Annotated in this window: 14 protein-coding genes; 11 read left to right on the top strand and 3 right to left on the bottom strand. The window is 73.4% G+C overall.

Annotated features, from left to right (window positions below; translation table 11 throughout):
• Positions 1-4: 4 nt before the first annotated feature.
• Positions 5-1447, top strand: a complete 1443-nt coding sequence (locus MicB006_RS14705) for an RICIN domain-containing protein (protein WP_116506784.1) — start codon at positions 5-7, stop codon at positions 1445-1447.
• 49 nt (positions 1448-1496) lie between these two features.
• Here MicB006_RS14705 and MicB006_RS14700 read toward each other — a convergent pair whose 3' ends face one another.
• Entirely contained in the window at positions 1497-2378 is an 882-nt protein-coding gene (locus tag MicB006_RS14700) for a helix-turn-helix transcriptional regulator (protein ID WP_116506782.1), read from the bottom strand.
• A gap of 164 nt (positions 2379-2542) precedes the next feature.
• Between MicB006_RS14700 and MicB006_RS14695 the strand changes: the two genes are divergently transcribed.
• Entirely contained in the window at positions 2543-3400 is an 858-nt protein-coding gene (locus tag MicB006_RS14695; protein WP_116506780.1) for an SDR family NAD(P)-dependent oxidoreductase, read from the top strand.
• A gap of 51 nt (positions 3401-3451) precedes the next feature.
• Here the strand turns inward: MicB006_RS14695 and MicB006_RS14690 are convergent, their stop codons facing one another.
• The gene (locus MicB006_RS14690; protein ID WP_116506779.1) at positions 3452-4123 is read right to left on the bottom strand and encodes an alpha/beta fold hydrolase; all 672 of its coding nucleotides are present in this window, start codon (positions 4121-4123) and stop codon (positions 3452-3454) included.
• Between the two features lie 47 nt (positions 4124-4170).
• Between MicB006_RS14690 and MicB006_RS14685 the strand changes: the two genes are divergently transcribed.
• The 6 genes from MicB006_RS14685 to MicB006_RS14660 all read left to right on the top strand — a co-directional run bounded on the left by MicB006_RS14685 (position 4171) and on the right by MicB006_RS14660 (position 10224).
• Positions 4171-4824: a helix-turn-helix domain-containing protein gene (locus tag MicB006_RS14685; RefSeq protein ID WP_192900241.1), complete on the top strand. Its 654-nt coding sequence runs from the start codon at positions 4171-4173 to the stop codon at positions 4822-4824.
• Between the two features lie 170 nt (positions 4825-4994).
• The gene (locus tag MicB006_RS14680) at positions 4995-5606 is read left to right on the top strand and encodes a DedA family protein (RefSeq protein WP_116506777.1); all 612 of its coding nucleotides are present in this window, start codon (positions 4995-4997) and stop codon (positions 5604-5606) included.
• Positions 5607-5772: 166 nt separating this feature from the next.
• On the top strand, positions 5773-6348 hold the full coding sequence (locus MicB006_RS14675) for an NADPH-dependent F420 reductase (protein ID WP_116506775.1): 576 nt from the start codon (positions 5773-5775) through the stop codon (positions 6346-6348).
• Between the two features lie 137 nt (positions 6349-6485).
• Positions 6486-7136, top strand: coding sequence for a M23 family metallopeptidase (locus MicB006_RS14670; protein ID WP_116506773.1), 651 nt, complete (start codon positions 6486-6488; stop codon positions 7134-7136).
• 163 nt (positions 7137-7299) lie between these two features.
• Entirely contained in the window at positions 7300-9255 is a 1956-nt protein-coding gene (locus tag MicB006_RS14665; protein WP_116506771.1) for a translation factor GTPase family protein, read from the top strand.
• A gap of 138 nt (positions 9256-9393) precedes the next feature.
• Entirely contained in the window at positions 9394-10224 is an 831-nt protein-coding gene (locus MicB006_RS14660; RefSeq protein WP_116506769.1) for an endonuclease/exonuclease/phosphatase family protein, read from the top strand.
• On the opposite strand, the gene MicB006_RS14655 is transcribed toward MicB006_RS14660, so the two are convergent.
• Positions 10204-11031: an SAM-dependent methyltransferase gene (locus MicB006_RS14655; protein WP_073827902.1), complete on the bottom strand. Its 828-nt coding sequence runs from the start codon at positions 11029-11031 to the stop codon at positions 10204-10206. The genes MicB006_RS14660 and MicB006_RS14655 overlap by 21 nt on opposite strands.
• 255 nt (positions 11032-11286) lie before the next feature.
• Between MicB006_RS14655 and MicB006_RS14650 the strand changes: the two genes are divergently transcribed.
• From MicB006_RS14650 to MicB006_RS14640, 3 genes are all read left to right on the top strand, one after another.
• Entirely contained in the window at positions 11287-14427 is a 3141-nt protein-coding gene (locus tag MicB006_RS14650) for a BTAD domain-containing putative transcriptional regulator (RefSeq protein WP_116506768.1), read from the top strand.
• 116 nt (positions 14428-14543) lie between these two features.
• Complete coding sequence (locus MicB006_RS14645) at positions 14544-16238, top strand: bifunctional 3-(3-hydroxy-phenyl)propionate/3-hydroxycinnamic acid hydroxylase (RefSeq protein WP_225980756.1); 1695 nt, start codon at positions 14544-14546, stop codon at positions 16236-16238.
• Between the two features lie 141 nt (positions 16239-16379).
• The gene (locus tag MicB006_RS14640; RefSeq protein WP_161565925.1) at positions 16380-18581 is read left to right on the top strand and encodes a hypothetical protein; all 2202 of its coding nucleotides are present in this window, start codon (positions 16380-16382) and stop codon (positions 18579-18581) included.
• The last annotated feature ends 32 nt before the right edge of the window (positions 18582-18613 follow it).

Here is an 18613-nt window from a genome sequence, read left to right as displayed (position 1 = left end):
TCCCGTGACAACGGCTCTCACCACACCCGAAAGGCGCCGGCGGCACCGCTGGCGGTCCCTGGTCGCCGCCGCCGGCGCCCTCGTCGTCGGCACCGTCGGCGCGGTCGTCGCGTCGCCCTCGGCCCAGGCGGCCACCATCGACACAGGCGCGTACTACGTGCTGGTCAACCGCAACAGCGGCAAGGTCCTCGACGTCCGGGACACCTCGACGGCCGACGGCGCGGTGATCCAGCAGTGGTCCCGCAACGACGGGGCCTGGCAGCAGTTCCGCTTCGTCAGCTCCGGCAGCGGCTACTACCGGCTGCAGAACCGCAACAGCGGCAAGGTCGTCGACCTGTGGGAGTGGAACACCGCCGACGGCGCGGAGTACCGGCAGTGGCCCGACCTCAACGCGACCAACCAGCAGTTCCAGGTCCTCGACTCGGACAGCGGCTACGTCCGCCTGATCAACAGGCACTCCAACAAGGCGCTCGAGGTCTGGGAGTGGTCCACCGCCGACGGCGGCCGGATCTCCCAGTACGCCGACCTCAACGGCGCCAACCAGCAGTGGCAACTGGTGCCGATCGGGGGCGGCAGCCCCGGGACACCCCAGACCGGGCTGGTCGGCTGGGCCACCCAGAACGGTGGCACCACCGGCGGCGGCAACGCCGCCGTCACCACGGTGACCAGCGCGTCCGCCCTGTCCAGCGCGCTCGGGTCGTCCAGCGCCGCGGTGATCCGGGTCTCCGGCACGATCTCCTGCTCCGGCATGCTGCGGGTCCGCTCCAACAAGACGATCCTCGGCAACGCCGGCGCGACGATCTCCGGCTGCGGATTCACAGTCAGCGGCGACCGCAACGTCATCGTCCGCAACCTGAACTTCCGCAACTGGAGCGATGACGCCATAAACGTCGAACAGTCGGCCACCAACATCTGGATCGACCACAACAGCTTCACCAACGGGTACGACGGCGCTGTCGACATCAAGCGCGGCTCCGACTTCGTCACCGTGTCCTGGAACCGCGTCTACGGTCACGACAAGTCGATGCTGCTGGGCCACAGCGACGACAACGGCAGTCAGGACGTCGGGCACCTGCGCGTCACCTACCACCACAACTGGTTCGACGGCTCCAACCAGCGCCACCCGCGGGTGCGCTTCGGCAACCCGGTCCACGTCTACAACAACCTCTACAGCAACGTCGGCGGCTACGGCGTGGCGTCGACGATGAACGCCGGGGTGCTCGTGGAGAGCAACTACTTCGAGAACACGGCCGACCCCTACCACCGGGGCGAGGGCTCGTCCGGTCCCGGTTCGCTGGTCGCCCGCAACAACTGCTTCGTCAACTCGGGGGCCGGGCAGGCCGGTGGCAGCGTCGCCGGCATCCCGTACCCGTACACGCAGGACGCCGCCTGCGACGTGAAGGCCGTCGTGACGGCGGGCGCCGGGGCCGGACGGATCAGCGTCTGACCGCGCGCTGCTGGAAGGTGGGCCGGCCCGGGTACGCTCTCGGGCCGGCTCAGCCGCGCGGCGTCCGGGCGGACGAGGTGGTGCCCGGCGTCGACCCGGACCGGGCCACCAGCGACCCCAGCAGGCGCAGGTTGTCGTGCGACGGGCTGCCGGGGTCGGTGGTGTAGATGAACAGCGTCTGGTCCGGGTCGCCGGGCATCGCGAGGGCCTCGTAGCGAAGCGTGATCGGCCCGACCCCCGGGTGGCGCATCCGCTTGGTGCCGTACGTGCGCTCGTGCACGTAGTGCCCGTTCCACCAGGTACGGAACTCCGGGCTCCTGATGGTCAGTTCGCCGACGAGCCGGCTGAGCTGTGGATCGTCGGGATTGCGGCCGGCATACAGACGCAGGGTGCCGACCACCTCGGCGGCCACCGTGGGCCAGTCCAGGAAGGCGTCGCGGGCGCCCGGGTCCAGGAAGATCCACCGGATGTAGTTGCGCTGCCGTGGCGGCAGCAGTGTCCAGTCGGTGAGCAGCGCACGGGCGAGGGCGTTCGACGCGAGCACGTCCGTGCGGCGTCCGAGGACGAGCGCCGGGTGCTCGGTCATGGAGGCGATCAGCTGGTGCATCGCCGGACGTACCCGTTGGGCGGGCGTCTCCTGGTTGCCGCGCCGGGCGGGCCGCGCCAGGTCGGCGAGGTGGGCGCCGGCGGCGGCGTCGAGCTGGAAGACCCGCGCGAGGGCCTCGACGACCGCTGCGGACGGGCTGGTGTGCCGGCCCTGTTCGAGTCGGGTGTAGTAGTCGACGCTCACCCCGGCGAGCAACGCCACCTCTTCCCGGCGCAGCCCGCGGACCCGGCGCCCGTGCGTCGCGGGGGCGATGCCCACGTCCTCCGGCGCCAGGGAGGCCCGGCACCGGCGAAGGAACCGGCCGAGGTCTGAGTGTCCCGCCATGCCCCAATGATCGGCCGCGAGTGGCGTTCCGCGACACCGTCCGGGTGGGTGTGTCGTTCCCAGGCAGCGCTGGGCTTGCCTCGCCGTGTTCTCGGCCCTTTCTCGTCCGCAGCATGGGATGTGTCCCAGCCGGGACGCCACGGCACCGAGACTCAGGAGCTCTCATGTCCTTCCCGACCACCCGTCCGGCCACCTGGTTCGTCACCGGCACGTCCCGCGGCATCGGCCTCGAACTGGTCCGGCAACTGCTGGACCGGGGCGACAACGTCGCGGCGACGACCCGCTCGGCCGAGCGTCTCGGCGCGGCCCTCGGTCCGGTCGACCGGGAGCGGCTGCTTCCCCTCGAACTCGACCTGACCGACGAGGCGGCGGTGGCGTCGGCGGTCCGCGCCACCACCGACCGTTTCGGCGCCGTCGACGTCGTGGTGAACAACGCCGGCTACGGCTTCCTCGGCGCGGTCGAGGAAGCCGGCGACGCCGAGGTGCGGAAGATGTTCGAGGTGCAGGTCTTCGGCGTCTGGAACGTGCTCCGGGCGGCCATTCCCGGAATGCGCGCCGCGCGCAGCGGCCACATCATCAACGTCTCCTCGATCCTGGGCCTCACCGCTTTCCCGGGCTGGGGCCTGTACTGCTCGGCGAAGTACGCGCTGGAGGGCCTGTCGGACGCTCTCGCGGCCGAGGTCGCCGAGTTCGGTATCAAGGTCAACGTCGTGGAGCCGGGCTACACGCGTACCGACTTCCTGCGTACGTCCTCGCTCGGCCTGCCGGCGAGCACCGCCGACGGCTATGTGGCGATCCGCGAGATGACCGAGGCGCACCTGGCGATGCCCGGGAGCCAGCTCGGTGACCCGGTGAAGGCCGCGGCCGCCATCATCGAGGTCGCCGTCGGCGGCGCGGCGCCGCTGCACCAGGTCCTCGGCTCCGACTCCTACGCGCTGGCCAAGGCCCGTGTGGAGGCGCTCGCCGGTGACATCGAGGCCGGCCGCGAGCTCGCGTTCACCACGGACGTCGCCGGCTCCTGACATGCCCGGTGCGGCGTCTGCCGGTCCCCGCCACGGCGGGGACCGGTGGCCTCAGCGGTCCAACGCGGCGGCCAGCGCCTCGGGCAGGCTGAGGGCCAGCAGATGACCGCCGGGCAGGCGCTCGGGCGTGACGCCGAGCCGCTGCTGGGCCACCCGGGTCTGGAACTCGGCCGGGAAGAACCGGTCCGCGCTGCCGCACAGGACCTCGGTCGGCACGTCGGGCCACGCGTCCAGCGGCCAGGGCTGCGCGAACGGGGTTCCCGACTGCGGTGACCCACCCGCCATGGCCTGCGCGGTGATGTCCTCCGGCACGTCGTGGAAGAAGTACACGAGCGGATCGAACGGCCCGTCGGGGGAGCGGCCCTCGCGCCTGTCGCACTCACGGCGGGCCTGGTCCTGGCCGGTGTTGGTCCACCAGTCGTCGCCGGTCTCGCCGGGAGCCGGGATCATCGCGTTGACCAGGACCAGCCGTGCGACAGGCAGCCGGCCGCAGACCAGTGGCGCGGTCAGGCCGCCCATCGACTGGGCCACCACCACCAGGTCCCCGCGGTCACCGGCCGCGTCGACCACGGTGTCCACGTACTCCGGCAGTCCCGCGCTGTCGTCCACGGCCGGCAGCTCGACGGCCGTCGCCTCGTGGCCGCGCTGCTCCAGGAGGGGGACCAGGCGGTGCCAGTACCAGGCGTCGCCGCCCGCCCCGGGCACCAGGATGTAGGTCGTCACGGTGCGAATTTAGCACCAAACAGTGCTGTAGGAATACCATCGATGGCATGACGCGCGTATACGACGACCCCTGCGGCCTGGCCCGGGCGCTCAACCTGGTCGGCGACAGGTGGGCGTTGCTGATCGTCCGCGAGTTGCTGCTCGGCCCGAAGCGCTTCACCGACCTGCGGCGCGGCCTGCCCGGCGCCAGTCAGAGCATGCTCACCGCCCGGCTCGCCGAGCTGGAGGAGGCGGGAGTGGTACGCCGTCGGCGTCTCGGACCGCCGGCCGGCGTCCGGGCGTACGAGCTGACCGAATGGGGACGGGACCTCGAACCCGCCCTGCTGGGGCTGGCCAGGTGGGGGAGCCGGAGCCCGCTGACCTCGTCGGCGCAGCTGAGCGGGGACGCGCTGGCCCTCGCCATGAAGACCACCTTCGACCCGGCCGCGGCGGGCGACTTCGCCGTACGGTGTCAGCTTCTCCTCGACGGCGACAGCCTGCTCGTCACCGTCGAGGACGGACGGTTCGACGTGGTGCGCGCGGACGCCGCCGATGCCGAGCTGGTGATCCGGGCCGGCGTCGGGGTCTTCCGCTCGCTCGTCTTCGGTGGCGTGCCGTTGCATTCCGCCGGCGTCGTCGTCCGGGGCGACGGCGAGGTCGCGGCCCGCCTGCTGCGGCTGTTCCGGCGCCCCACGCCGGTGGGCGTCGATGCCCTGGAGTGACGGCGCGAGTGCGCTCAGCTGCCCCTCAAGTGGCGTTGGTAGTCTCCCGGCGCGGTGAGCCGCCCCTCAGGCGGCACGGATGCCTGCTGTCGACCCGAACCCTGCGGATCGCCGACCCACCCGACGGTCTTGCTCACCACTGATCAACCCGTTGGGGCGACAATCAGCGAGTGGTGGACAAGGTGGTGGAGGCGCTCGTCGGGCTGCCGCCGGTCCTGGTCCTGACCCTGGTGGTCGTCCTGCCGGCTCTGGAGTCCTCGACGCTGCTCGGGCTGGTCGTACCGGGTGAGACAGCGATCCTGATCGGTGGGCTGGTGGCCCACGGTGGTGCGCTGCCGCTGTGGGCGGTGGTCGCCGCCGGGACCGTCGGGGCGTGCCTCGGTGACCAGGCCGGGTACGCCCTCGGCCGCCGGTACGGCGCGGGTGTGCTCGCCCGCGCCCCGCGAGTGCTGCGCCGGCGCCTCGACATCGCGCGGGCCCGCCGCCTGGTCGCCCGCCGCGGGGCATGGGCGGTGCTCATCGGACGCTGGGTGGCGGTGCTGCGGGCCGTTGTCCCCATGATCGCCGGGACCGGTGGGATGCGGTGGCCGGTGTTCCTGCGGGCGAACCTGGCCGGCGGGCTGGTGTGGGCGACAGCCGTGGCGGTGCTGGGCTACCTGGGCGCCGCCTCCTACCGGTATCTGGAGCGGGAACTGGGCATCGGGGAGTGGATCCTGCTGGCCCTGATCGGCGCCGTCGTGGCGCTGCGGATCTGGCGGATCCGGCGGAAGGCGGCCCACTGATGAACGGTGGCCAATCAGCGGCGCGCCGTGGGGCGCATCGGTAGCGTCACTCGCGCGAGAGGTGGCTGCCGACACACCGCTGAGACATAGCCGTCCCGTCCGCGGATCACCGACTGCGTGCTCAATCTTCTGAAGCATCGGCAACATCCCTGGAAGGAAGAGCCTCATGACGCATATCTCGATCATCGGCACCGGAAACATGGGCCAGGCCATCTCTGCGATAGCCGCCAAGGGCGACAACAGCGTCGAACTGTTCGGCAAGACCGATCTCGACAAGCCGGTCACCGGTGACATCGTGGTGCTTGCCGTGCCCTACCCGGCGGTGGACCAGGTGCTCGCTCAGCGCGCCGGTCAGCTCGACGACAAGATCGTCGTCGACATCACCAACCCGCTGAACTTCGAGACCTACGACTCGCTCACCGTTCCCGCCGACTCCTCGGCCGCCGCGGAGATCGCGGCGAAGCTCCCACGCTCCCGGGTTGTCAAGGCGTTCAACACCACCTTCGCCGGCACCCTCGCCGAGGGGACCGTCGGACCGCTCACCACCACCGTGCTCATCGCCGGCGACGACGCGGACGCCAAGGCCGCCCTCGCGGGCGTGGTCACCGCCGCCGGGCTGAAGGCCGTCGACGCCGGCTCCCTCCACCGCGCCCGCGAGATGGAGGCCGTCGGCTTCCTGCAGATCAGCCTGGCGGCGAACGAGAAGCTTCCCTGGTCCGGCGGCTTCGGCGTGGTCAACTGACCTGCTCGCGGCCGGGGCCCCGGTGACGCTGTGCGACTCGCGGGGGCGAAGCAGCGGTGGTCGGCTGACCTGACGGAGCGGCGGGGGTGGCCAGGGGAGCGGCGGCAGCCGGGCCCGCTCGTGTCATGCTCGCAACGATGAGCACCGAGCGCCCGCGCGACCCACGCCACCACCGTCGGTCGCGCCGCCGCGTGGCCCGCGCCGCGTTTGTCGTCGGGGTGCTCGCCGCATTGGCCGCCGTCGCGTACGTCGTGGTGCCGCTGCTGCGGCCACCGGGCCCACGACCGGCCTTCCAGCTCCCTGTGGCCTGTGGCGAGACGTGGCGTCTCTCGACCTATCCCGGGCACGACGACTACGACATCGACCTGTTCCCGACCACGGGCGAGGCGTGGGGGCGGCCCGTGCTGGCCTCCGCCGCGGGCACGGTCACCGTGGCGGGCGTCAACGGATCCCTCGGCGGTCGCACCCCGCAGGACCCGAACGGCCCGAAGGGGCGGGGCGGCGGTTACTGGGTCAAGATCGACCACGGCGGGAAGTGGGAGACGCAGTACCTGCACCTGCTCGAACCGCCGTTGGTGAAGCCCGGTCAGCGGGTGGCCCGCGGCGACCAGCTCGGGCGGGTCGGCAGCACCGGGGACTCCGGCGCCCCGCACCTGCACTACGAGCAGCGCCGGGGATGGGAGAAGGTGGAGACCCACTTCGACGGCCTGCCGTCCGGCATCACGTCCGACGACCGTGCGTACACGGTGCGCCTGACCAGCGCCAACTGCGACCAGAGACGCCCGTAGCCGGTGCCACCGAAACCTAATTCGGTCGCGGCGGTCGCGACGGTCGGGCAAGGTGGGACTGCATCCGGCGGCGAACGCCCGCCACCAGGACCACGACGAGGAGTGACAATGCGAGCAGCTTCCACGCTCCGGACCCTTGACCGTCCTACCGTGGAGTCCTGCCTTGGCGTTGTTGAACCTCGGAATCGTCGCCCATGTTGATGCCGGAAAGACCAGTCTGACCGAGCGGCTGCTGTACGAGGCGGGCGCCGTGTCCGAGCCGGGCAGCGTCGACGCCGGCACGACACGGACCGACTCGATGGAATTGGAGCGCCGGCGTGGCATCACCATCCGGGCGGCCGTCACCTCGATCACCATCGGTGATCTGAGCATCAACCTGCTGGACACCCCCGGCCACCCCGACTTCATCGCGGAGGTCGAGCGTTCGCTGGCCGTGCTGGATGCCGCCGTACTCGTGGTGTCGAGCGTGGAGGGGGTCCAGCCGCAGACCGTCGCCATCTGGCGGGCGCTGCGCCGGATCGGCGTACCGACGGTGTTCTTCCTCAACAAGGTCGACCGCCGCGGTGCCGACGTCGGCCGGGCGACGGCCGAGCTGCGCCGGCGGCTCGGGGCGCGTCCGGTCCTGCTCACCACTGTCGCCGGCCAGGGCGGGCGCGAGGCCCGGGTGCGAGCCGTGCGCCTCGACGCCGAACCGGTGGTGGCGGAGGTGGCGGAGGTCGACGACGCGGTGGCGGCGCGGTGGCTGACCGATCAGCCGGTACGCGCCCGCGACGTCCGGCGAGCGATCCGCGGCGCGGTACGCCGTGGCGACCTGATCCCGGTCGCGTGCGGCTCGGCGATCACCGGAGCCGGGGTGCGCCAGTTGTGCGACGTCCTGGCCGATCTGCTGCCGTACGGCGACACGCGGGACGGTCCGCTGGCGGGCACGGTCTTCGCCGTCGACCGGGACGGCCACGGCCGACGGGTCTGGTTGCGGTTGTGGTCCGGGCGGTTGCGCGTACGGGACCGGGTGCTGCTCGCCGGAGCCCGACCTCAGACGGTGACCCAGATCGCCGTCATCGAGCCCGAGGGTGTGCTGGTGCGAACGGCCGTGTCCGCCGGTCAGATCGCCGCGGTGCGGGGGGTGTCGGCGCGGATCGGGCAGCACATCGGGCAGCCGCCGCGGCGACACGGCTACCGGTTCCCGCCGCCCACCCGGCAGGCGGTGGTCGAGCCGGTCGAACCGGAGCAGCGCCTGGCGATGTTCGCCGGCCTGGCCGAGCTGGCCGACGAGGACCCGCTGGTGGACCTGCGCCTCGACGAGCAGCAGGCGGAGGCGGTGATCCGCCTGCACGGCGAGGTCCAGAAGGAGGTGCTGGCCGCCCTCATGGAGGACCGGTACGGCGTCCGGGTGCGGTTCTCCGGCACGCTGACCGCCTGCATCGAACGGGTCGCCGGCACCGGCGCCGCCGAGGAGCGGGTGCGGGAGCGCGGCAACCCGTACCTGGCCGGGCTGGGGTTGCGCATCGAGGCCGCCCCGGTCGGGCACGGCATCGAGTTCCGCTCCGGTGTCGAGCGGGGTCGGCTGCCGCCGGCGTTCGTCGCCGCGACGGAGGAAGGCGTGCGGGCCGCGCTGCGGCACGGCCGGCACGGCTGGCCGGTCACCGACTGCGTGGTCACCATGACGGCCTCGCAGTACCTCCCCCGGCAGAGCAGGCCGCACCAGAAGTTCGACAAGTCGATCTCGACCGTGGCTGCGGACTTCCGCCACCTCGCCCCGGTCGTGGTCGCCGCGGCGCTGCGCCGGGCCGGCACCCGGGTGTGCCACCCGGTCGAGCGGTTCGACGTCAACCTTCCCCAGCAGGCGGTGGAGACGGTGCTGGCGCTGCTCGCCCGGCTCGGAGCGGTCGTCCACGACACCGGCGTCGCCGGCGGATACCTGGAGGTGAGCGGCACCCTGCCGTCCGCGCGGGTCCCGCAGGTCGTCGCCGCCCTTCCCGACCTCACCGGCGGCGAGGCGGTCCTGACCACCACCTTCGATCACTACGCGCCGGTCACCGGTGAGGAATCTCCGACGTTGCGCCGGCGCGGACCCGACCCGGCCGACCGCGAGGCATGGTTCAGGGCCGTGCCGAGGTAGGCCCGCCTGGGCGCCTGACCGGGCGGCGGCCGGAGCGGTTCCGGCGATAGGATCACCGGCACCCCGCCGCCGCCCGTACCCGCTGGAGCCCCGCTGTCCCGGCAGCCCGCCACCCGTCGCGCCCGGCGTGCCCGCCGGGTGCTGGCCCTGGTGTGCCTGCTCGTGGTGGCCGGGCTGCCCGCCGGCTCGGCGCCGCTCGGCGACACCGGGTCGGGGACGCTGCGGGTGCTCCAGATGAACCTGTGCAACAGCGGCCGGGCCGGCTGCTACACCGGCCGGGCCGTCCGCCGGGCCGCCGACGTGATCGCCGCCGAGCGGCCCGACCTGGTCACGCTCAACGAGGTCTGCCGCGACGACGTGGACACGCTGGAGCGCGCGCTGCGGGCCGCCCGTCCCGGCGGCACCGTGGTGTCCGCGTTCCAGGCCGCCGGTGACCGTCCCAACGCCGCCCCCACCTACTGCAACAACGGCCAGCCGTACGGGATCGGGTTGGTGACCCGCCTCGACGCGCGCGACGCGCGGCCCTCCGTGCACCGCGGCACCTACCCGGCGCAGGATTTCGCCGACCCCGAGGAGCGGGTCTGGCTCTGCCTGCGGGCCGCCGGGCTGCTGCACGCGTGCACAACGCATCTGGCGAACACCAGCGGCGACGTCGCGCTGGCCCAATGCGCGCAACTGGTCGGCGCGGTGGTGCCGGCGATCCGCCGCGACGGCGGGTACGCGCCGACAGTGCTCGCCGGTGACCTCAACCTGCGCGTCGGCGGCACACCGGACGTGCGCTCGTGCGTGCCGGCGGGCTACCGGCGGATCGACGACGGCGCCCGGCAGCAGATGGTGACGACGGGCGACGTCACCATCTGCTGCCACCGGCCGGTGGACATGCGCGGGACGACCGACCATCCGGCGCTGCTGGCGACGGTGTCGATCGACGGCGCGACCGGGACGGACCTACGGTTTGCGGGCGAGTAGCCCGACGAACGTGTGGTAGGTGTCGGTCTGCTGCGGCGCGGGCGCGTCCGGATCCGGACGCCACTCGGCCAGCGGCACCAGCCCCGGCTCCAGCACCGTCAGCCCGTCGGCGAAGGCGAGGATCTCCTCGTCGGTACGCCAGCGGCCGGTGCCCAGCGACTCGTTGAAGACACGCTCGACCTCGCGCGCCTTGCGGGAGCCCTCCGGGTCGCGTTCGCCGGGGTCGCGGAAGTGCGAGATCGCCACGTAGCTGCCGGACGGCATCGCGTCGATCAGTTCCGCCGCCACCGCGCGCGGGTCCTCGTCGTCGCCGAGGTGGTGCAGGATCGCGAAGAGCAGCAACCCGATCGGCCGGTCGAAGTCGAGGAACCGGCGGACGTCCGGGTCGTTGAGGATCTCCTGCGGTGCCCGGACGTCGGCCTGGATCACCGTCGCGGTGCCCTCCGCGGCGAGCAGCGCCCGCCCGTGGGTCAGCACGATCGGGTCGTTGTCCACGTAGACCACCCGGGCGGCCGGGTTGTGCTCGGTGGCGACCTCGTGCACGTTGCCCTGCGTGGGCAGCCCCGAGCCGAGGTCGAGGAACTGGTCGATGCCCGCCTCGGTGACCAGGAACCGGATCACCCGGCGCAGGAACGCCCGGTTCGCCTGGCCGGCGGCCGGCCCGTCCGGCGTGATCCGCAGCGCGTGCTCGGCGACCTTCCGGTCGACCTCGAAGTTGTCCTTGCCGCCCAGGAAGTAGTCGTAGACCCGGGCGACGCTGGGAACGTTGAGGTCGATGCCGGGGGGTGCCGCCTTGTCGCGGGTCACAGGCGTCTCCATTCGATTCGGATCAGCGCCGCCCGTCCGTGGGGGGTTACGGGCGTTTTCGGGGAGTGTAGCGACCGGACGGCCCGAATTGTGGCCCCGGTTGGTACCGCTCCCAGGCCGTCGGGCCGTCACCAGCACGTTCGCCACGCGACACGCGGAACGCGCCGGGCCGCAGCCGGTTCGCCGATGTCCGATGTGGCGTCCCCGCTGCCATACTCGGCATCGGACAGGTGGGGTCGTCGTAAGGGTGAAGACGTGCGGTTCCGGGTGCTAGGTCCGCCCGGCATCGACCGGGACGGGCGAGGCGTGCCGCTCGGCGGGCCGAAGCAACGGGCCCTGCTGGCCCTGTTCCTGCTGCGGCCGAACCGGTTCGTCGCCGCCGACTGGCTGGTCGAGGCGCTCTGGAACGGGCGACCGCCGGCCAGCGCCCACACGACGCTGCGCACCTACGTCGCCGGACTGCGCCGGGCCGTGGAGCCCGAGCGGTCCCACCGCGAGCCGGCGCGCGTCCTGCGCAGCCGCCCCCGAGGGTACGAGCTGCGGGTGGAGGCCGAGGCCGTCGACGCGATCCGATTCGGACACCTGGTGGACAGGGCTGCGGACACGCTCGCGGCCGGGAATCCGGCGGCCGCCGAGCGGACGTACGCCGAGGCGCTGGCGCTGTGGCGGGGCGAGCCGCTCGCCGGCGTCGGCGAGCTGAACGCGGTGCGCCCGGAGGTGGCGCGGCTGACCGAGCTGCGGCTCACCGCCGAGGAGGGCCGCCTGACAGCTGCCGTCGCGGCCGGCCGGCACGCGCCGCTGCTGGCGGAGCTGCGCCGCTTCGTGTCGGCGAACCCGCTGCGCGAGGGGGCCCGCGCGCAGTTGATGCTGGCGCTGTACCGGTCCGGTCGGCAGACCGAGGCGCTCGCGGCCTTCGACGAGGGACGCCGGGTCCTCGCCGCCGAGTACGGGCTCGACCCCGGTGAACAGATGCGGGCGGCGCACCGGCTGATCCTGGAACGGGCCGTACCGGCGCAGCCCGGAGCCCCGGCGGCGGCCGGCCGGCAGGTCGTGCGGACGGCCGGGGCCCGGCCGGCCCGTGCCGAACCGGGCCCGGCCGCGGGCGGCGGGTCGCCGGACCGGCGCGCGGACCCGCTCGTGGGGCGCGGTGCCGAGTTGGCGCGGCTGCGGGAGACGCTCGACGCGGCCACCGGGCGCGGCGGGCGGGTCCTGGCCCTGGTGGGGGAGGCGGGCATCGGCAAGACCAGCCTCGCCGCCGCGCTCGGCGCCCAGGCCACGACGGACGGCGTGCCGGTCGTCTGGGGTCGCTGTCCGGACGTCGGGCAGGCGCCGCCGTTCTGGCTGTGGAACCAGGTGGTACGCGTGCTCGCGGCCATGCCGGACGTCGGCGCCACCGGCTCGGCGAGCCGCCTGGGCGGGTTCGCCGCCGGGTCGCTGCCCGGCCCGGCGGACGAGGGCGGCCTCGACCCCACGGCGCGGTTCCAGGTGTACGAGGCGGCGTCCGACCTGGTGCACGCGGCAGCCCTGCGGCGCGGTCTGCTGGTCGTGCTGGACGACCTGCACGCCGCCGACCCGGACTCGCTGCTGTTGCTGCGGTTCCTCTCCGCAGGCCTGTCCACGTCCCGGGCGCTCGTGGTCGCCACCCTGCGGCCGTACGACCACGACCCGGCCTTGGTGGCCACAGTCGCCGAACTGGCCCGCGGGCGGGACTTCGGTCAGCTCCGGCTCGCCGGGCTGGACGCCTCCTCGGTCGCCGACCTCGTCCGGCACCGGACCGGGACGGCGCCGCCGGAGCCGGTGGTGGCCCGGCTCGTCACCCGTACCGGCGGGAACCCGTTCTTCCTCACCGAGCTGCTGCGGTCCCGGACCGACCCGGCGGCCGACGCGGAGCTGCCACCGAGCATCCGCGACACGGTACGGCTGCGGCTCGGCGGGCTGCCCGAGCCCGCCCGCCGCTGCCTCGACCTGCTCAGCGTGGCCGGACACGACCTGGACCTGCAGGTGATGGCGGCGGCGCTGCACACCACCGCCCCGGCGCTCGCCGAAGCGCTCGCCCCGGCGTACACGGCCGCCCTGGTCATCGAGGCGGGGCCGGGCGCCGTCACCTTCCGCCACCCGCTCATCGCCGAGGTCACCTACGCCGAGCTGGTCCCGCCGCGCCGCGCCGCGCTGCACGCCCGGCTGGCGAGCGCGTACGAGCGGACCGTCGGCGTCGCACCGGCCGAACTGGCCCGCCACTACGGTCAGGCGATCGGCCTCGGCCACGGCGAGGACCACCTGCGGTGGTCGCTGCGCGCCGCCGACGACGCGACGCGGCGGGTCGCCTACGAGGACGCGCTCGGCCACCTCGAACGCGCCGCGCGCCGGCTGGCCCCGGCCGCGCAGGTCTCGCCCGACGCGGCGTCCACCGAACTGACCGTCCAGTTGCACCGCGCGTCGCTGTTGCAGATGACTGTCGGCGTCGGCAGCGACGCCGTCGACCAGGTCTGCGCCCGTGCCCGTGAGCTGCTGACGCTCGTCGGGCCGGACACCGACCTCCGGCACGCGCTCTGGGCGCTGGGTGAGCTGGCCGCCAACCGGGCCGAGTTCGCGATCTGCGCCGACCTCGCCGGGCGCCTGGTGCGATCCCCGGACGACGGCAGCGGCCTGATCGCCGTGGCCGGTGAGTACCTGCTCGGCGCGGTCGGCTACTTCACCGGCCACCAGGCCGAGGCCGAGCGGCGGCTCAGCGCCGGGATCGAACGGCTGCGTACGGTCGCCCGGGCGCTGCTGCGCCGGGAGGTCGGCCGGCGTCCGGTGCTGGCCTGCCACAACTTCCGGGCGCTCGTGCGGTCGATGCGCGGCGACCCGGCCGGCGCCCGGGCGGACATCGCCGACGCCGAGGCCCTCGCCGAGGAACTGGACGACCCGTACGGCCGGGCGAACGCGGCGCTCTACGCGGCCTGGCTGGCGATGCAGGAACACGACGTCGACGCGGCCGACGCCGCGGGAAGCCGGTGCCGGGACATCGGCCGGGCCACCGGCCTGCCGCACATGACGGCGACCGGCGCGTACTTCCTGGAGTGGGCCGCCGCGCGCGGCGGCGACCACGGCCGGCTCGACGCGATGCGCGCCGCCGCCGACGAGTTCTACCGTCCCGGGCTGCGGTCCACCCGGACCATCACGTGCGCCGCGATGGCCGAGGCGTACCTGGCCGCCGGCCGGCCGGAGACCGCGGCGACGCTGGCCGCGGAAGGACTTGCAGTGGCGGACCGGTTCGGCGAGCGCGTCTTCGTCGCGGAGCTGCACCGGATCCGCGGGGCCGCGCGCCGCGACCGTGCGGAGTGGGACCTCGGCGCCCGGATCGCCGCCGACCAGGGCGCCGCGCTGCTGCTCCACCGGTTCGCGGCCTTCTGACCGGTGTGGAGGCCCACCTCCACGCCTTCTCCACACCCTTTCCACGCCGGGCTGGTGCCCTGGTCGGCGTCGGACGGCCGGAGCCGTCCGGGACCATGTTCCGAAGGGGCACCACAATGGGATCAGTTCAGTCGCCGGAGCGTCAGGCGGTCCAGGAGGTCGACGTCGCCGTCATCGGCTGCGGGCCGGTGGGCGCGCTCACCGCCAACCTGCTCGGCGCCCGCGGCGTCACCACGCTCGTCGTGGAGCGCAGCGCGGCCCCGCACGGCCAGCCGCGGGCCTTCTCCTGCGACGACGAGGCGATGCGCATCTACCAGCAGGCCGGCCTGCTCGACGAGATTCGCGACTCCACGATCGCGCCGCCGCTCGTCGAGTACGTCAACGGCGCCGGCCGGGTCTTCGCCCGGATGGCGCTGTCCGAGACGGACTTCGGGTACGGGCACGCGCCGCTGCGCTTCTTCGACCAGCCGCGACTGGAACACACGTTGCGCGCCGGGCTGGACCGTTTCCCCCACGTGCAGCTCTCGCTCGGTACCGAGATGGTCGGCCTCACCCAGGACGAGGACGGGGTCACCGTGCTGCTGTCCGACGTGGCCACCGGGCAGCGGCGGGCCGTCCGCGCCCGGTACGTGCTCGGCTGCGACGGCGCGCGCAGCGCCACCCGTGCCGCCGTCCGGATCCCGTTGTCCGGGGCGAGCTACGCCGAGCCGTGGCTGGCGGTCTCCGGCGACGTGCCGCCCGACGCGGTACGGGTCGGGGACACGCGGTTCGTCTGCGACTGGCGGCGTCCGGCGTTCGTGTCCCCGGGCGCGGGGGGCAGCTACCGGATGGAGTTCATGCTGCGGCCGGGAGAGACCGAGGAGGAGATGCGGCGGCCCGAGACCGTCGCCGCGCTCGTCTCGCCGTACGTCGACCCGGCCCGGTTCACCGTCACCCGCGCGGTGGTCTACACCTTCCACCACCTCATCGCGCAACGGTGGCGGGAGGGACGGGTGTTCCTGCTGGGCGACGCCGCCCACCAGATGCCGCCGTTCATGGGTCAGGGCCTGTGCAGCGGACTGCGCGACGCGGCCAACCTGTCGTGGAAGCTGTCGCTGGTGCTGTCCGGCGCGGCCGATCCCGTCGTGCTCGACACGTACGAGACCGAGCGGCGCCCGCACACGGTGGAGATGGCGCGCACGAGCGTCCGGCTGGGACACGTCTTCCTGGCCCGCAACCGGGTCGCCGCCGCGCTGCGCGACGCCGCGCTGCGGGCCGTCCAGACGATCCCCCGGGTACGGCGGTTCGTGGAGCGCTTCGAGTTCAAGCCGGTGCCCGCGTACCGGCGGGGCCTGATGGCCGGCGGCCGGCGCGACGGGATGGTCGGGACGATGTTCCCCCAGCCGCGGGTGCTCGTCCCGGGCGCGCCCGGGGAGCGCCTGCTCGACGAGGCGCTCGGCGACGGCTTCGCCGTGCTCGGTCGCGCCGGCGCGGACAACCCGCTCGGAGCGTGGCGACCGGGGCTGCCGGTGCGGTTCGTCGCGGTCCACCCGTCCGGCACGCCGCTCGCCGACCTGCCGGGCCCGTCCGCTGACGAGCGGCCGGACCGGGTCGACGTCGTGGACGTGGACGGCGTGCTGGACGGATGGCTCCGGCGTCACCGCGCCGGCCTGGTGGTGCTGCGCCCGGACCGTTTCGTGTTCGCCCTGGCGGCGGAGGGCGGCGTCGAGCGGGCCGGACGGGTGCTGTCGGCAGCCCTCGGCGCGCCGCCGGACGGAGCGGGCGAGCCGCTTCCGGACAGCCCGGAGGTCACGGCGACACCGAGCCGGTGACCGACAGCCCGGTCCCGCCCGCCGTCCGCCCTCTCCTCGGTGGCGGACGGCGGGAGGCGGCCGGCGCGCCTGCCTGCCTGGGGCCGGCCGTCGCCTTTCGGACACTCCCCGGCATGTTGATGATCGCCTATGGTTGACGGTGTGGCGGACGACGTACGGGGCGCCGCACCTGACGGCGAGCCGGTAGAGGCGGTACGGCAGCTTCTGCTCGGCGAGATCCGGGACCGCAACAGCGCCGACGAGACCGGACGGCTGCTGGGGTCGCCGCCCGAGGCGCGGTTGGCCGCGACACACCAGATCCTCGCCGACCTGATGGACACGGCCGCGGACCACGAGTCCATCTACGGGGTGGGCGCCTTCCTGGACGGCTGTCAGGCGGCGCTCGCACGGTTGCGCCAGGCCGCGGATCCCCACGACCCGCCGGTGGCGGCGCTGCTGGCCTTCCTCTGCCTCAACGTCACCCTCCTCGACCGGCGCTTCGAGCCGCCCGAGCGCGCCAAGCAGGACGCCTCGGACGACTACTGCCGCGAACTGTTCCGGACCACGCCGGTGTCGGCGGCGATCCGGGCCCTCTACCGGCCGGGCGGCCGTCCGGGCGTGAGCCGGCCGATCTCCGAGATCGACCTGCGCCGGTGGCGCGAGATCGACTTCGGCTCGCTGGAGTACCACCGCGCGGGGACCACCTCGTTCATCCTCAAGGCCACCACGCTCGAACCGGTTGACGAGTCCGGCCTGCATCCCGAGCTGGTACTCAAGTGCGTGCTCTTTCCGTGGAGCAAGCTGACGTCGGTGGCGCAGGCCACCGACGAGTACGCGGTCCGGTACGGCGCCGGCAACACACCGAGCGTGGTCGTGCATCCGCTCGCGTCGACCGACCAGTGGGTGCTCATGCCCTACCAGGAGGGCGAGACACTGGGCGACCACCTCATCGCCTTCGAGAGTTCCGGGCCGTCGCCGGGCGCCCGGGTGGCCAAGGCCCGCCAGGTCGGGCTTCTGCTCGCCGAGGCGCTGCACAAGCTGGCGCGGTCGGAGCCGGTCGACGTGAACCATCGGGAACGACAGCACCTGGACCTGTCGCCCGGGAACATCATCCTGTCCGACGGCCGGGTCCACTTCATCGATCTCGGTGTCAACCACCTGTACAGCCGCCAGGTCGGCATCGCCGAGCACGACGACGCCGTCTACATCGCGCCCGAGGTGAAGAACCGCGGCCAGTCTGAGGTGGCCGACGTCTACTCGTTGGGAATCATCCTCATCCAGGTGATGGTCGGCAGCGCCGCGCGCGACGGGCGCGTGCCGGACCGGGTCTACGCGATAAGTCCCACCATCGCCCGGATGCTCGACGACTTCATCGAGGAGCAGCCGAAGGACCGGTTGCTGCTCCTGCCGGACCGGCCGTTCCGGTTCGACGACCTGCACCGGCTGATGGTTCTCACCTTCGACCTGGCGGCGCAGGAGTCGGAGACCAGCCGGTCGGCACTGCGACGCTGGGTCGCCCGGCTCGCGCCCGCCTCCCGGGAGGTCCGGACGCAGTACAAACAGTTCCGGGTGGCCCGGGCGGCGAAGGTCACGCACGACACGTACCTGATGGGGTTCGCGCTTGTCGCCACCGCCTGCTGGTGGTTCATCTGCGCCAAGACGGCCCTGTGGAAGGTCGACGACGTGCTGACCTTCTCGGCCAAGCCGCTGCCTCCGGCCGACCTGAGAGCGGCCGTGATCATCGGGTTCGGCCAGGCGCTGGTCGGGGCGAAGTACTACCAGAGCGTGCTGGCGCGGCTCACCGCGCGGCACATTCCCGGCGCCCTGGCCCGCTGCACGGAGGTCGCGGTGCGGGCGATGTGCGTCGTCGCGTTGCCGACCGTGCTGCTGTCGGTGTTCTGGAAACCCGCCCTGTGGGCGTGGGGCTGCGCGGCCGGGGCGGTGGCCGTCTCCGTCACGAATCTCCTGCTCCTGCTGCTCAGCCGGCGGATCCTGCGGGCCGGGGAGGCCAGCGGACTGTCGACAGTGCCGCCCGCCGGCGACGGGGTGGCGCGGGGCTTCGAACAGTGGTGGTGGTCCATGCTGCTGTACGCGGCGGTCATCTGCGTCATCGCGGCCGGTCTGCAGGTCGGCTTCCTGCACGACCGCGACGCGTACGTCTTCGGTTTGGTCGTGATCAGCGTCGGCATCCACTACCTGTCCAAGTTCGTCACCGCCGGATACGAGGTGCGCGGGGGACTGTCGCGCGCGCTGTCGGTGGGGGAGCGGCTGTCCGTCCTGCACCGGGCCGATCCGTCCCGGGTCCGGAACTGGCCGCCCCGGCTCGTCGCGCCCCGGCAACCCGCCGACCCGGCGATCGGGTGACGACCCGCGCCGGGCCGGCGGAGCGCCGGGTA

Source organism: Micromonospora sp. B006 (genome assembly GCF_003408515.1).
In the GTDB taxonomy this organism is placed as follows: Bacteria; Actinomycetota; Actinomycetes; order Mycobacteriales; family Micromonosporaceae; genus Micromonospora; species Micromonospora echinospora_A.
This window is presented reverse-complemented; position numbering and strand designations above follow the sequence as displayed.

Bases quoted from the DNA above. Each gene is read 5' to 3' on its own strand.
- MicB006_RS14700 (WP_116506782.1), bottom strand. From the start codon at position 2,378: ATGGCGGGACACTCAGACCTCGGCCGGTTCCTTCGCCGGTGCCGGGCC.
- MicB006_RS14695 (WP_116506780.1), top strand. From the start codon at position 2,543: ATGTCCTTCCCGACCACCCGTCCGGCCACCTGGTTCGTCACCGGCACG.
- MicB006_RS14685 (WP_192900241.1), top strand. From the start codon at position 4,171: ATGACGCGCGTATACGACGACCCCTGCGGCCTGGCCCGGGCGCTCAAC.
- MicB006_RS14675 (WP_116506775.1), top strand. From the start codon at position 5,773: ATGACGCATATCTCGATCATCGGCACCGGAAACATGGGCCAGGCCATC.
- MicB006_RS14670 (WP_116506773.1), top strand. From the start codon at position 6,486: ATGAGCACCGAGCGCCCGCGCGACCCACGCCACCACCGTCGGTCGCGC.
- MicB006_RS14645 (WP_225980756.1), top strand. From the start codon at position 14,544: ATGGGATCAGTTCAGTCGCCGGAGCGTCAGGCGGTCCAGGAGGTCGAC.